General features: G+C 68.3%; 11 protein-coding genes and 3 pseudogenes. 7 read left to right on the forward strand and 7 right to left on the reverse strand.

What is annotated here, in order from left to right; translation table 11 throughout:
* Nucleotides 1–52 precede the first annotated feature (52 nt).
* The 4 genes and pseudogenes from FND50_RS17680 to FND50_RS17695 all read left to right on the forward strand — a co-directional run bounded on the left by FND50_RS17680 (nt 53) and on the right by FND50_RS17695 (nt 4,374).
* Nucleotides 53–1,301, forward strand: a pseudogene (locus FND50_RS17680) (NAD(P)-binding domain-containing protein).
* A gap of 235 nt (nt 1,302–1,536) precedes the next feature.
* A pseudogene (locus tag FND50_RS17685) lies at nt 1,537–2,462 on the forward strand (ATP-binding cassette domain-containing protein).
* A pseudogene (locus FND50_RS37590) lies at nt 2,459–3,258 on the forward strand (ABC transporter permease); the annotation flags it as partial. The pseudogenes FND50_RS17685 and FND50_RS37590, both read left to right, overlap by 4 nt.
* A 483-nt stretch (nt 3,259–3,741) precedes the next feature.
* On the forward strand, nt 3,742–4,374 hold the full coding sequence (locus FND50_RS17695) for a sigma-70 family RNA polymerase sigma factor (RefSeq protein ID WP_144286528.1): 633 nt from the start codon (nt 3,742–3,744) through the stop codon (nt 4,372–4,374).
* Nucleotides 4,375–4,973: 599 nt separating this feature from the next.
* Here the strand turns inward: FND50_RS17695 and FND50_RS17700 are convergent.
* From FND50_RS17700 to FND50_RS17710, 3 genes are all read right to left on the reverse strand, one after another.
* Nucleotides 4,974–5,348: a WhiB family transcriptional regulator gene (locus FND50_RS17700; RefSeq protein WP_144289094.1), complete on the reverse strand. Its 375-nt coding sequence runs from the start codon at nt 5,346–5,348 to the stop codon at nt 4,974–4,976.
* Between the two features lie 5 nt (nt 5,349–5,353).
* A complete protein-coding gene (locus tag FND50_RS17705) occupies nt 5,354–5,644 on the reverse strand; it encodes an ANTAR domain-containing protein (RefSeq protein WP_144286529.1) in 291 nt (96 codons plus the stop codon).
* A 1,184-nt stretch (nt 5,645–6,828) separates the two neighbouring features.
* Complete coding sequence (locus FND50_RS17710; protein WP_144289095.1) at nt 6,829–7,227, reverse strand: RidA family protein; 399 nt, start codon at nt 7,225–7,227, stop codon at nt 6,829–6,831.
* 108 nt (nt 7,228–7,335) lie between these two features.
* Between FND50_RS17710 and FND50_RS17715 the strand changes: the two genes are divergently transcribed.
* Entirely contained in the window at nt 7,336–8,379 is a 1,044-nt protein-coding gene (locus FND50_RS17715; RefSeq protein ID WP_007295911.1) for an Rv2578c family radical SAM protein, read from the forward strand.
* Here the strand turns inward: FND50_RS17715 and FND50_RS17720 are convergent.
* Nucleotides 8,366–8,788 carry a PPOX class F420-dependent oxidoreductase gene (locus FND50_RS17720; RefSeq protein ID WP_005574251.1) on the reverse strand — a complete coding sequence of 141 codons (423 nt, stop codon included), beginning with the start codon at nt 8,786–8,788 and terminating at the stop codon, nt 8,366–8,368. The genes FND50_RS17715 and FND50_RS17720 overlap by 14 nt on opposite strands.
* A gap of 125 nt (nt 8,789–8,913) precedes the next feature.
* Here FND50_RS17720 and FND50_RS17725 point away from each other — a divergent pair, with 125 nt between their 5' ends.
* Nucleotides 8,914–9,369, forward strand: a complete 456-nt coding sequence (locus FND50_RS17725; RefSeq protein ID WP_144286530.1) for a hypothetical protein — start codon at nt 8,914–8,916, stop codon at nt 9,367–9,369.
* Between the two features lie 16 nt (nt 9,370–9,385).
* Here the strand turns inward: FND50_RS17725 and FND50_RS17730 are convergent, their stop codons facing one another.
* From FND50_RS17730 to FND50_RS17740, 3 genes are all read right to left on the reverse strand, one after another.
* On the reverse strand, nt 9,386–10,102 hold the full coding sequence (locus tag FND50_RS17730) for an SRPBCC domain-containing protein (protein ID WP_144286531.1): 717 nt from the start codon (nt 10,100–10,102) through the stop codon (nt 9,386–9,388).
* A 2-nt stretch (nt 10,103–10,104) separates the two neighbouring features.
* Nucleotides 10,105–10,731, reverse strand: coding sequence for a helix-turn-helix domain-containing protein (locus tag FND50_RS17735; RefSeq protein ID WP_144286532.1), 627 nt, complete (start codon nt 10,729–10,731; stop codon nt 10,105–10,107).
* Between the two features lie 64 nt (nt 10,732–10,795).
* On the reverse strand, nt 10,796–11,722 hold the full coding sequence (locus FND50_RS17740) for a neutral zinc metallopeptidase (RefSeq protein ID WP_144286533.1): 927 nt from the start codon (nt 11,720–11,722) through the stop codon (nt 10,796–10,798).
* Nucleotides 11,723–11,865: 143 nt separating this feature from the next.
* Between FND50_RS17740 and aspS the strand changes: the two genes are divergently transcribed.
* On the forward strand, nt 11,866–13,674 hold the full coding sequence (gene aspS / locus FND50_RS17745; protein ID WP_144286534.1) for an aspartate--tRNA ligase: 1,809 nt from the start codon (nt 11,866–11,868) through the stop codon (nt 13,672–13,674).

A 13,674-nucleotide genomic window follows, 5' to 3' on the forward strand; every position in this document is an offset into this window, starting at 1 on the left:
GATACTGACTGGGGTCAGAGGATCGATGAACATCGATGGAAGGATGATCGAGATGAGCACCTTGCCCGTAGTCGTCGTCGGCGGCGGACCGATCGGCCTCGCCGCGGCGCAGCTGTGTGAGCGCGGCCTGACGGCGCTGGTCTTCGAACGCGGTCTCGCGGCCGGTGCGGCGATCGCGGAGTGGAACCACGTGCGGCTGTTCTCCAGTTGGGCTGAGCTGATCGACCCGGCCGCCCGCCGCCTGCTCGACACCGCCGACTGGACCGCCCCGGACGACGACGCATACCCGACCGGCCAGGACTGGACCGCGCACTATCTGCGGCCGCTGGCCGCCGCCCTCGGTGACATCGTGCAGCTGGGCACCGAGGTGGTCGGGGTGGCCCGCCGCGGCCGCGACCGGGTCGTCGACGCCGGCCGCGACGCCGAACCGCTGTCGTGCACCGCCGCGCCGACGGCACCGAGGACCGCGTCCTCGCGCAGGCTGTCATCGACGCTTCCGGCACATGGGGCACCCCCAATCCGCTCGGTGGTGAAGGCCTGCCCGCGCTCGGCGAGCGCGCCGCCACCGAGGCCATCGAGTACCGGGTCCCGGACGTCGACGACCCCGACGTGCGGGACCGGTACGCGGGCAAGCACATCGTGATCGCCGGCAGCGGCCACTCCGCGCTGACCGCGATCGTGGCGCTGGCCGATCTGGAGCAGCAGGCCCCGGGCACCCGGATCAGCTGGGTGCTGCGCCGCGGCGACGTCGGCTCCACCTTCGGCGGCGGCGCGGACGACGAGCTGCCCGCCCGCGGCGCCCTCGGCCTACGCGCCAAGCGGGCGGTCGGACGAAGGACTGCTGACGGTGGTTCCCGGATTCCGCACCGCCACCATCGAAGCCGACGGCGACAGCGGCCGGGTGGCGTTGATCTCCGACACCGGCGCCCGCATCGAGGACGTCGATCGGTGGTGGTGCTCACCGGATTCCGCCCGACCTGTCCTGGCTCTCGGAAATCCGCCTCGGCCTGGATCCGGTGCTGCAGGCCCCGGTCGAGTTGGCGCCGCTGATCGACCCGAACGTGCACTCCTGCGGCACCGTCTACCCGCACGGGGTCGCCGAACTGTCCCATCCGGAGCCGAATGTGTTCCTGGTCGGGATGAAAAGCTACGGCCGCGCCCCGACCTTCCTGGCGATGACCGGGTACGAGCAGGTCCGTAGCATCGCCGCCGCCCTGGCCGGCGACCACGACGCCGCCGCCCGCGTCGAACTCACGTTGCCCGAGACCGGCGTCTGCGGTGGCGCCGGGGTGCCTGCCTGACCGCGCCCGGTGCCGCGGCTGATCGAACGGGGCTCCGTCCCCTCTCTGGCCGCTCACCCGGCATCCCGCAATACCGGCGCCTAGTTCTGTGGCAGGTGCGTCCAACTCGAAGTTGGTTCGTCTGAAGAAGCGGACTCTCACTCACCACCGGGTGGGAGCACACCTTCCGAGAGGAACTTCCGATGACCACCCACCCGATTACCCGCCCCGCCCCTTACCGGTTCAGGGGTGTGCGATGAGCGCCCCGGCCGTCGTGGTCGAAGATGTGCACGTCGCCTACGGCACAACGTGGGCTCTCGACGGCGTCGACCTGGTGGCCGCCGCCGGGACCACGCTCGGGGTGCTCGGCCATAACGGTGCCGGCAAAACCACCCTGATCCGCACCCTCACCACCCTGGTGCGCCCACCGTCGGCCGCGTGCAGATCGAGGGCCTGGACGTTGTCGCCGACGCTACCGAGGTCCGGCGCCGGATCGGGGTGACCGGCCAATACGCCGGACTCGACGAATTCCTCACCGCCCGAGAGAACCTGGAGCTGATCGGTCGCCTGACCGGGCTGCGGCGCACCGCCCGAGCGCGGGCCGACGCGCTGATCGACCGGCTCGGTCTGGACGAGTACGCGGCCCGGCGGGTCGGGGAACTCTCCGGGGGCTCGCGCCGCCGGATCGATCTGGCCGCCAGCCTCGTCGGATCCCCGTCGGTGTTGTTCCTGGACGAGCCGACCACCGGGCTGGACCCGATCGCCCGCGCCGGGCTGTGGAACGTCGTCGACGAACTCAACACCGCGGGCACCACGGTCGTGCTCACCACCCAGTACCTCGAGGAAGCCGACCGGCTTGCCGACCACATCGTGGTCCTCAGCCGGGGTAGGGTCGCCGCCCGCGGCACCCCGACCGAGCTGAAACGGATCGTCGGCGGCAAGGTTCTCAGCGCGACCGTCCCCGCAGGTCACCTCGCCGCGCTGCCGTTCATCCCGGACACCGACCACCGGGTCGACGACGGCCGGGTGAAGGTGTCGGTCACCGTCGACGACGCCCCCGCCGCGACCGAACTGGTCGCTCACCTGCACCGCGGCGGCATCGAGGTCACCGACCTGGACGTCACCTCACCGAGCCTCGACGACGTCTTCACCCACCTCGCCCACACAGGAGCCCACCGATGACCACCACCGCCACCTCGATCGAGCGGTTTCCGATCGGGAATCAGCTCGCCGCCCTGACCGTCCGGAACCTGCGCACCAGCGCCCGTGTCCCGCAGCTGCTGATGTTCTCGCTGACCATGCCGATGGCGATGCTGGTGCTGTTCAGTCAGGTGTTCCGCAGCGTCGCCGCAGGACCGGGCTTTCCTGCCGGGGTCAGCTACATCGTCTTCCTCACTCCGGCGATGCTCGCCGTCTCCACGGTGATGGCCGGCACCAACGCCGGAGTGTCCGCCGCGATCGATCACACCAACGGCGTGCACGACCGCTTCGCGGCCCTGCCGATGCGAGCGGCGCTGCCGGGGGTGGCTCGCACCATCAACGAGGCCGTGTTCACCCTTGCCCGGGCTGTGTTGCTCGGGATCGCCGCCGTCGCTTTGGGTTTCGAGTTCTACGGCACCGCAGGTGATGCCGTCGCCGCGGTTATCGTGCTGGTGGTGCTGGCGGGGCGATGAGCGCCCTGTTCGGGCTGATCGGGGACCGGCTCCGCCGGCCGGACGTGGTCCAGTTCGCCGGGATGATGGTGATGATGCCGCTGATGTTCGTCTCGAGTGCGTTCGCGCCGATCGAGACCATGCCCGGCTGGATGCAGGCCATGGCCACGGTGAATCCGGTTGCGCACGCCACCGACGCCCTGCGCGGACATGTCCTCGGCACCGCGACCGCCGGCGACACCGCCGCAGCCCTGGTCGCGGCGATCGGGTTGTGGGCGGTGGTCACCGCCGTCCCCGTTCTCATCCGCCTGCTTCGGTCCGCACGCCCCGCTGAACGACGAACCCGCCCTGCCCATCCCGCAACGGGAGGGGCGGGGCGGGTTTGGTGTGTGCCCTCCTGGTCCGGAGGCGGGCACTCTTCTCGCCCCTACCCCGGTGGAGAGGGGTAGAGGCTGGGAGCGCTGTGGTCAGCGGATACGCCCGGTGCGGGCGTCGACGGCGCTCATGCGGCGGCGTCGAGCAGATGCAGTTCCTCCGCCACGACCAGGTCGACCTCTTCGCTGGTCAGACCCGAAAAAAGATGTGTGGTCAGCATCGCTCTCACCTCCTCACCGCGCTTCTACTGATACGTCGAACCGGAGAACCCGGAATCAACATCGACACCCATACAGACGAGGAACTTCGGATTCGGACGCACTGCGTCCGATCGCGGTCACTGTCGTCCGTACCTCTGGGAGGACCCTGACCCGAGGGGTCGCCACCGCGTCTCGGGGCGAGGATCCTATAAAACGGAGAGGAACCACAGGATCATGAGCGAGGACACGGCCGCCACCACCGCGACGACACCACAGCCGGCACCAGCGGATCTCGACCAGCTCTGGCGCAGCTTCTCGAGCGACCTGCGGGCCTTCATCGCCCGCCGGGTCTCGCGTCCCGAGGACGCCGACGACATTCTGTCGATCGTGTTCCTGCGGATGGCCAAGAGCCTGGACAATCTGCGCGAGCAGGACCGGATCCTGGGCTGGATGTATGCCATCACCCGCAACGCGATCACCGACTACTACCGCTCGGCGCCCCATCGGCGCGAGCTGGCCGTCGACGCCGTCCCCGACAACCCACCCGACGGCGAACCGGATCCCGACGAGGCAGCGGAGAAGGAACTCGCCTCGTGCCTGGTGCCGATGCTCTCGGGGCTGCCCGCCGAGCAGGCCGCGGCGGTGAAGATGGTCGACCTCGACGCCCGAACCCACGCCGCGGCCGCCGGGGAGGCCGGGATCTCGGTGTCCGGGATGAAGTCCCGGGTCCAACGCGGCCGCGCTGCCCTCCAGTCCCAATTGCACGCCTGCTGTCAGATCAGCCAGGACCGGACCGGTCACGTGCACGACTACCAGCCTCGCAGCGGATCCTGCGCCTGCGGAGCCACACCCACGGATGGCCGGTAGACCGGAGCACCGGCTCTGCTGACAGCGATCGCACCGCCATCACGTGCAAACGGCGGTGCGGTGCGAGCCCATCTTCGCTCGCACCGCACCGCCGTTGTTGCCGAATTGACGGTTACTGGCAGCCGCATCCGCCGCCCGCCGTCGCCGCCGGACCGCAGCACGTCGACTTCTCACTGTGATCGCAGCAGGTGGCTTGTCGTTCGGTGCTGCAACACGTGGGCGCCGCAGCCTGAGGGGTTGCGTCCGTCCGATCCGTCGACGGGTTTTCGAACTCGTTGGGGTTGGTCATGGTGACTCCTCGATCCGTTGGGGTGGGTGCCAGAACAGACGGAGGAGATCGAGGATGGACGCACTGGCCCCTCGGCGGTAGCCGGTCCGGTGAGCACAGCGGCGGGTGCGCCGCCCGGTGCGCAGCTGACGGCATACACGGCGCCGTCGGCGTAGTCGGTGACGTACAGCGTGCCGGCGGTGTCCGGATCGACGAGCAGGAATCGGTAGGGTCCGAACGACCCGGAGGTCGAGTAGTCCGCGCCGGAGACGGACAGCAGATCGCCGTCCGCGACGCCCCACAGGTCTACGAACGGTCTACGGCCGAAGAGTCAATGCCGAGCGTCGTATTCGCGGGACGGTCGGTCACGGGTGGGGTGCTGGGAGCCGAGTGATCGGCGCTCACCGCGGTGGAGTCGCTTGGTGTGCCTTCGTCGGTCCGTTTCCGTCATGCCACCCCACACACCATAGGGTTCACCCACCGCGAGCGCGTGATCGCGGCACTGTTCGAGCACGGGGCAGGGCAGGCAAATCTGCCGGGCCTGTGCTTCGCGCCGGTTGCGGGCGTGGCCGCGTTCAGCGTCGGGTGAGAAGAACACTGCCAGATCGTTACCACGGCACGCGGCACGCGCCTGCCAGTCACCGGAATCGCGTGTGACATTGTCCCTGCGCGTGGGGGAATCGTTGAGGGGCGGCGGATGCGGCATCATGTTCATTCGAACACCGCCGGCGTCGTGGGCGCCGCACGTTGCGGAGGGACGGCAATGCGAGGTTCCTGCTGCTCTCTCCGGCCGTCAACGGCCGATGGCCTGGACAGGACGTGCTCGGCCGCGTTGGCCACGCTGGCGTGGTTGCGGCGGGCAATGTCGAGGAGAGCATCAAAGGCGGCATCCCGGCTGCAACCATATTGCTCGGCCAGGAGTGTTGCCGCGGCGGACAGTTGCGGTGCCCGCGCGTTGTCCGAAAAGTCCCGTCCGTCTGCAGCAGCGGTGTCAGTGGGCATGGAGAGTCCTTTCGCTGCGTACGCGGTCCAGGCGGCATGGGCGGCCACGCATCACCGCCGGCGCGGCGGGTTCTCTCTCCAGAGTCGTCGGCGAGACGATCGGAGAACACCGACATTCACCTAGTCATACCTAGGCGCGTGGTACGACGAGATTCAGCATCGGCCACGATGCGCCACGCGTCGCAGTTCACCGACGCCGTTCGATACGACGAGTCGCTCGGCGATCGCCGTGCTGGTCGACTCGGCGGAAATGACTCGTCCCGGGGAGGTCGGGGGCCGACACCGCCGATGAGTGGCGGTGTCGACGAGGTGACCAACGGGACGGCGCCGTCAACACCTGGATGCTGGGCCCCAACCGGGTGGGTTGACGCAGAACCGAGGACGGTCAGCCGGTGCACCGGGGCCGGGATCCATCGTGCTGACACCTCGTTGCGTGGCGACCGAAAGTCCGCACACCGACTGCACATTCCTTACCGGTGTCTGTCGACGACGCGCCCAGACAGTCGTCGATCCACATGCGGGTGGACCGGTGCGACCACGACATAGGTCAGACTCCCGATGATGGGCTTCCGCGCACCGGGTCGACGGTGTCGCTGTCTCACGTTGTCTTCTGATCGGGGGTGGGCCGGGAGTGCTTCAAGTTCAGGGGCGGAGAGTGCGGCCTCGACGCAGTGCGCTGACGCACAGAGGTAGGTCGTCATGAGGTCGATGGCGATCGCCACGCACCATGCGTGATCCTCGGGCCACCACAGATGCGCGCTCATTTCGCGAGCGGTGATGCGGCCGGGTTGGTACGTGCCCATTTCTGGACGAATGGCGCGGCACGCGCTGATCGAGCTGCAACGGCAGTGGATGGGCCTGAGCTGACCCACGTGCCACGGCGACGGAAGACCGCACCTTGCGACTACCTCACACACCAGTCGTCGCGTTCGGGAGATACGGGATCTGCACTGCCCGAAACCCGCACTCGCTGATGGTGGCCCGTGCTCGGCCCTCGGTGTTACTTCCTTGGGGAAGCCGGTGTTCCTCGAAAGCATCGGGGGCCGCCTGGTGCGAAGCCCCGGGCGGCCCCACCTCCTCGACCCCGGACCCGCTACCGTGCGGCCCGGTCGGAAGTCGAGACGGTGCTGATCACGCTGTTGCGTGCGGCGTGAGCGCTGGGTGAGGGGCCGCCTCCGAGTGGGTCAGTCGCGGATGACGGCGTCGGCCTCGATCTCGATGAGCAGGCCGGGGGCGATCAACGCGCTGACCTCCAGGATCGTAGTGGCGGGACGGATTTCGCCGAAGACCTCGCCGTGAGCGATGCCGGCCTCTTCCCACCGGCTCATGTCGGTGAGGTACATGCGGGTGCGGATGACATCGGTCGTGCTCGCGCCGGCCTCGGTGAGTGCTGCCTCGATTCGGCGCAGTGCCTCCCGGGTCTGTTCTCCGAGATCGTCTCCACCGACGGGACCGTCGGGGCCTGAGGCTGTGGTGCCTGACACGGACACGAGCTGACCGATCCGCACGGCACGGGAATAGCCGATCTTGGCTTCCCACTCGGAACCGGACGAGACGTTGTTTCTGTTCGACATGAGCCACATTGTCGCAAGCGCCGATCCGGCGCTCACCAGCGCGGTCGTACTCGACGGTCCGGTCTCCTCGCGGGTCGAAGTCTTGACACCGGTTAGAACAAATGTTCGCATGTACCCATGAGGTGGGATGGGCAAGCGGTCGACGCCGACGACGGTGCATTGCCGGGGCTGGAGCGCGCCGGGCTCGTGCGCAGCGTGCAGACGCCCGAGTTCGACGGCATCACCTTCCACGAGGTGCTCTGCAAGAGCGCGCTGAACAAGATGCCCGAGGAGTCGCAACTGCCTTTCCGCTTCACTGTCAACGCTTTTCGCGGATGCTCACACTCGTGTCGCTACTGCTTCGCACGGCCCACCCACGAATACCTCGACCTCGACGCGGGCCGCGATTTCGACAGTCAGATCGTCGTGAAGACCAACGTCGCGGCGGTGCTGCGCAAGGAACTGGGGCGTAGGTCTTGGAAGCGGGAACACGTCGCTCTCGGCACCAACACCGATCCCTATCAGCGAGCGGAGGGCCGGTACCGTCTGATGCCCGGCATCATTCGGGCGCTGGCCGAATCCGCCACTCCGTTCTCGATACTCACCAAGGGGACGTTGCTGCGGCGCGACCTCCCGCTGCTGACGCTCGCAGCCCAGCAAGTGCCGGTGAGCATCGGCGTGTCGCTGGCGATCCACGATCCCGACCTCCAGAAGTCGATCGAGCCGGGCACGCCCTCGCCGAAGGCGCGCCTCGATCTGATCCGGGCGATCACCGACGCCGGACTGCCCTGCAATGTGATGGTGGCCCCCGTCATTCCCTTCCTGACCGATTCGGTACGGCATCTGGACGGTCTACTCGAATCGATCGCCGACGCCGGCGCCTCGGGTGTGACCGTCTTCCCGATGCACCTGCGGGGCAGCACCAAAGGCTGGTTCATGAACTGGCTGTCGACGGAGCATCCCGCGCTCGTCCGTCAGTACCGGCAGTTGTACGGGCGGGCGGCCTACGTCCCGCCCGAATACAAGTCGTGGCTGAAGCAGCGAGTCGACCCACTCGTCGACCGGTACGGTCTGGGCGGCGGGGCGAACCATCGGGAGGCCGGGCGCACCGAGGCCGTCGAGTCCGATCGCGGTGAACTGGTCGGTGTCGGTCGTCCCGGACCGGCGCTCACTCTGTTCTGACGTGAACGGTCCGCCTCGGCTCGTACCATTCTGCGCCGGCAGGTTCTCCCGCCATGTTCCAGCTCCACGAGATGGTCGGTGCGATGCGCACGTAGAGACCGGGACCGACCATTCCGTCCCGCTCCACCGGCTGATCGGCCGTGCCGTAGACCCGGATGGATCGCGCGACGAACGGCTCGAACGACACCAGGTCGTCGACGACCAACGACACCTTGTCGTTCCCGGCCCGGATGTTCCGGAACTTGCGGGTACCGGTGACGGACGGTCCGGAACCTCCCACCCAGAAGTCCGTTCCGTCGAACTCGAACGCGAGGGGAACCACGTCGGGTTGCCCGTCTGCGCCCACGGTGGCGACGCGGGCGATCGGCTGCGACCGCAGGTAGGCGATCTCTTCGTCCGTGAACGACATGGAAACTCCTCGAAGTCAACCGATGTTCCTGCGGCGACGCTAGCCCAGCGGACGAGTAACGCTCCCCGCATTCCCGGAGACAAGGGGAGAGGGGTTCGCCCGACGCACAACGACCGAGGAGCGCCATGCCTGTGGGAAATCTGGTTGTCCGATCGGCGGTGGTGGGTTCGCTCGCCGCGGCCGCACTGCTCGGTGCACCGGCCGCCGCCGCGGCGGATACGGCGACGCTGACCCCCACCTACACGATCGGGCACGGTCTGAGCCCTGGCGACATCAGCGTGTGCGGAGGGCGGATCGACGCCCAGGCGTCGTCCGACTACCCGGAGCCGCACGGGCCGAACTACGTGCTGTTGAAGACGTACTTCGTGGGCACCTCCCGGGTCTGCCTGGTCGACGGAACCCTGCACTGGCGCAACCTCGACACCGGCGCCTCCGGAACGAAGCAGTGGGCGTTGAGCGGGTGGGACGGTCCGGGCGCGCCGACAGCCGTGTACTTCGATCCGGGGCCGGGCCGGGTCGGCATCGAGATCACCACCAGCACCCCGAACTTTCCGGGTCGGGGCGAGTTCACCGCGTCCTGAGCGTCGGTGCGCGGGTTCAGGCGAACACGTTGTCCAGCCAGGACTTCCACGCGTCCTGCGACTTCTCCTGGTCGGCACCCGCGGCGAACAGGTGGTGCGCCGCGTCGACCGTCCCGCCGAACGCGTTCCGGCCGTAGAACCGGTACAGCGCATCGGCGGTCCGGATGCCGATGAAATGCGGCGTCAGGTAGTCGACGACGCCGTCGACGGTGCCGAAACCGGGGACGTCGATGGACACGGTGTCGCCGGTGGTCGAGGTGTCGGTCAGGCCGAGCGCGCCGCGGAGGGTGGCCATTGCGCCGGGACCGGTGGACGTATCCGGGCCGCCGGTCGTGATGTAGGTGGCCGCGCGGCCTGCGAAGTACTGGACGTACTGGCCGAGGCTGTGAAGGTAGAACGTGGTGTGCTTGTCGGCGCCGTCGTACTGCGCGTCCCAGTCGTCGGTGAAGATGCCGCTGTGGACGTAGCGCAGCGCCGCGGTTCCGCCGTCGCGGGCCTCGATGAGGTATTCGAGGGCGTTGAACCAGCCGTCGGGACCTTCCTGACGCACGGCGAACTTCTGCGGCGGCTCCCACGCGACGACGGTCGGGTCGTCCGGTCCCTCGCTGCCGACGCCGGGATCGAGTTCGGAGGGGAACATCCACCCGCCGGTGCCGCTGGTGACGGCGGCGAACACCTCTTCCGGGGTGGCGTTCAGGACGACCTCGCGGCGAATCTCGAAGTTCTCGGACATGGCTAGCTCTCCTCGTGACGGTTGCCGGGTGACTTCGCTTGCTCGGACGGTGTTTTCAGGCTGGGGTGCAGTGCGACGACGAGTCGGTGTCTGCGGCCGTTCGGGGCGTTCTCGTCGTGGTATCGGGCCACCAGGTTCTTCACGGACTCGCCGAGTTCGTCGGCGAAGGCGGACCGGTCGGCCGCGGACGCGAACCGGATGTCGCTGTCGATCGCGTAGGTGGCCAGCGGCTGACGCGCCACCGTGGCGCCGGCGATCAGCTCGCCGACCTCACGCACCAGGCGCGCGGCCAGTGCCACCAGCCAGCGGGCCGACAGTTGGTCCGGCGACCGGTCGGGATCGGGGGCGAGGGCGGCGAACGCAGCGGGGGAGATGACGTACGACGCCGCGGTGGCCTGGAAGATCCGTTCGGTGACGTTGCCCTTCCTGCGTTCCTCGACGAGTTCGACGAGGCCGTGATCCTCGAGCGCCCGCAGGTGATAGTTGGCCTTCTGTCGCGTCAATCCGACCGTCGCCGCGATGGAACTCGCCGAACCGGGCTCGGCGAGCGCCGCGAGCAAGCGGGCCCGGACCGGATCGAGGGAGATCTCGGCGACGGCCGCTTGATCGATCACTGCTACGTCCAACATCCGTCAACTCTCGCGCCGACAGTAAATTCTGTCAAGACAAATATAATTGTCGGTGATCGAGTTGTCAGCGCAGCGCGGGCGGATTGTTCAGATCGCGTGCCGAATAGGTGTCGCAGGCCTGGACCTGACCCGTCCGGTACCCGGTGGCGAACCACTTCTGGCGCTGCTCCGAGGAGCCGTGCGTCCATCCCTCCGGATTCACCCGAGCGCCCGCGGACGCCTGGATGCGGTCGTCACCGACCGACGAGGCGGCGGAAAGTGCGTCCTTGATGTCGTCGTCGGTGAGGGTGTTCAGGAACGGCGGTCCGCCATCGGGGCCGGGGAGGGTGTCGGCGTAGTGGGCCCACACGCCCGCGTAGCAGTCGGCCTGCAACTCGGTTCGGACCGCGGCCGAGTCGGCGCCACGCGGGTCGGCCTGTGCCCGCCCGATGTCGCCGAGCTGGTTCTGGATGTGATGGCCGAACTCGTGCGCCACGACGTATTCCTGTGCGAGCGGTCCGCCGCTGGACCCGAAGCGGTCGACGAGGAGCTGGAAGAAGCTCGTGTCGAAGTACGCGGTCGAGTCTGCCGGGCAGTAGAACGGTCCGACCTCGCTGGTGGCGTTGCCGCAGCCGGTGTTGACCGAACCGGAGAACAGCACGACCTCCGGCGGCACGTACGCCGTGCCGGTCTGTGGCGCGAGTTCCTGCTGCCACACGGAGTCGAGACTGCCTGCGGTGAACACCACCCGGCAGTTCACGTCGCGGTTGGCGTCCGCGCCGGTCTCGCATCCGGCGAGGCCGGCGCCGGAATTCTGGCCGGCGGAATCGGTGGTGCCGCTGAGGCCGCCGAGCAGCGAGCCGGGATCGCCGCCGAGGAGCAGTGCGAGGACCAGCACGATCAGACCGCCGGCGCCGCCGCCCATCACGAACTTGCCGCCGAGACCACCGCCGCCCCCGCCCGCGACCGACACCCGGCCGGAGTCCATTCGGGCGCCCTCGTTGAAGGTCATGTGTCATCGCTTTCTCGTGAGTTTTCCGGTGCGTGCCGATCGAGCCTCGCACGTGAAGCGGGTATGCGTTTCCGCTCACGCACGGTGTCTCCGTAGGATCTCAGCCAACGAAGTAGCTTGCCCCATGTTTCGAAAGGAATCCCGTGCTGCGCACACATCTCGCCGGTTCATTGCGAGCCGAGCAGGCCCAGCAGACCGTAACCCTCACCGGTTGGGTTGCCAGGCGTCGTGATCACGGCGGGGTGATCTTCATCGATCTGCGTGACGCGTCGGGTGTCTCCCAGGTGGTGTTCCGGGAGGGCGCCGCCGCCGAGCAGGCTCACCGTCTGCGCGCGGAGTACTGCGTCAAGGTGACCGGTGTGGTCGAGGTGCGTCCCGAGGGGAACCAGAACTTCGAGATCCCCACCGGGGCCATCGAGGTCAACGTCACCGATCTCGAGGTCCTCAACGAGAGCGCGCCGCTGCCGTTCCAGCTGGACGATCAGGCCGGTGAGGAAGCGCGCCTGAAGTACCGCTACCTGGACCTGCGCCGTGAGGGACCCGGTCACGCCATCCGGTTGCGGTCCAAGGTCAACGCCGCGGCACGCGCCGTGCTCGCGCATCACGAGTTCGTCGAGGTCGAGACGCCCACGTTGACGCGGTCGACGCCGGAGGGCGCCCGCGACTTCCTGGTTCCCGCGCGACTGCAGCCGGGCAGCTTCTACGCATTGCCGCAGAGCCCGCAGCTGTTCAAGCAGCTGCTCATGGTCGGTGGCATCGAGCGCTACTACCAGATCGCGCGCTGCTACCGCGACGAGGACTTCCGCGCGGACCGCCAGCCCGAGTTCACTCAGCTCGACATCGAGATGAGCTTCGTCAACCAGGACGACGTCATCCTCCTCGCCGAGGAGGTGCTGTCGTCGCTGTGGAAGCTGGTCGGGCACGAGATCAAGACGCCGATCGCGCGGATGACCTACGCGGAGGCGATGCGACGCTACGGCTCCGACAAGCCGGACCTGCGTTTCGGTGTCGAACTGGTGGAGTGCGCCGAGTTCTTCAAGGACACCACGTTCCGGGTCTTCCAGCAGGAATACGTCGGCGCGGTGGTCATGCCCGGCGGTGCGAGCCAGCCGCGTAAGCAGCTCGACGCCTGGCAGGAATGGGCGAAGCAGCGCGGGGCCAAGGGCCTGGCGTACGTGCTCGTCGGCGAGGACGGCACGCTCGGCGGACCGGTGGCCAAGAACCTCACCGACGCCGAACGCGAGGGGCTCGCCGCGCACGTCGGCGCGAAGCCGGGCGACTGCATCTTCTTCGCCGCCGGCGCCACCAAGTCGTCCCGTGCGCTGCTCGGCGCCGCGCGTGGCGAGATCGCCCGCAAGCAGAACCTCATCGACCCGGACGCGTGGGCGTTCGTGTGGATCGTCGACGCACCGCTGTTCGAGCCGACCGCGGACGCCACCGCGAGCGGCGACGTCGCGCTCGGCTACAGCGCCTGGACGGCAGTGCACCACGCGTTCACCTCGCCCAAGCCGGAGTCTTTCGACACGTTCGACACCGACCCGGGTTCCGCGCTCGCGTACGCCTACGACATCGTCTGCAACGGCAACGAGATCGGTGGCGGCAGTATCCGTATCCACCGCAAGGACATTCAGGAGCGGGTGTTCAAGGTGATGGGCATCTCCCATGAGGAGGCCGAGGAGAAGTTCGGCTTCCTGCTCGACGCGTTCGCGTTCGGCGCCCCGCCGCACGGCGGCATCGCGTTCGGCTGGGACCGCATCACCGCCCTGCTGGCCGGTGTCGACTCGATCCGTGAGGTCATCGCGTTCCCGAAGTCGGGCGGCGGCGTCGATCCCCTGACCAGTGCTCCGGCTCCGATCACCGCGCAGCAGCGCAAGGAGTCCGGGGTGGACGCCAAGCCGGAGCCGAAGAGCGAGGCCGCGGCGGCCAAGCTGGACGCACCCGCAGCCAAGTAG

It is taken from the genome of Rhodococcus sp. WB9, from assembly GCF_007558985.1.
In the GTDB taxonomy this organism is placed as follows: Bacteria; Actinomycetota; Actinomycetes; order Mycobacteriales; family Mycobacteriaceae; genus Rhodococcus_F; species Rhodococcus_F opacus.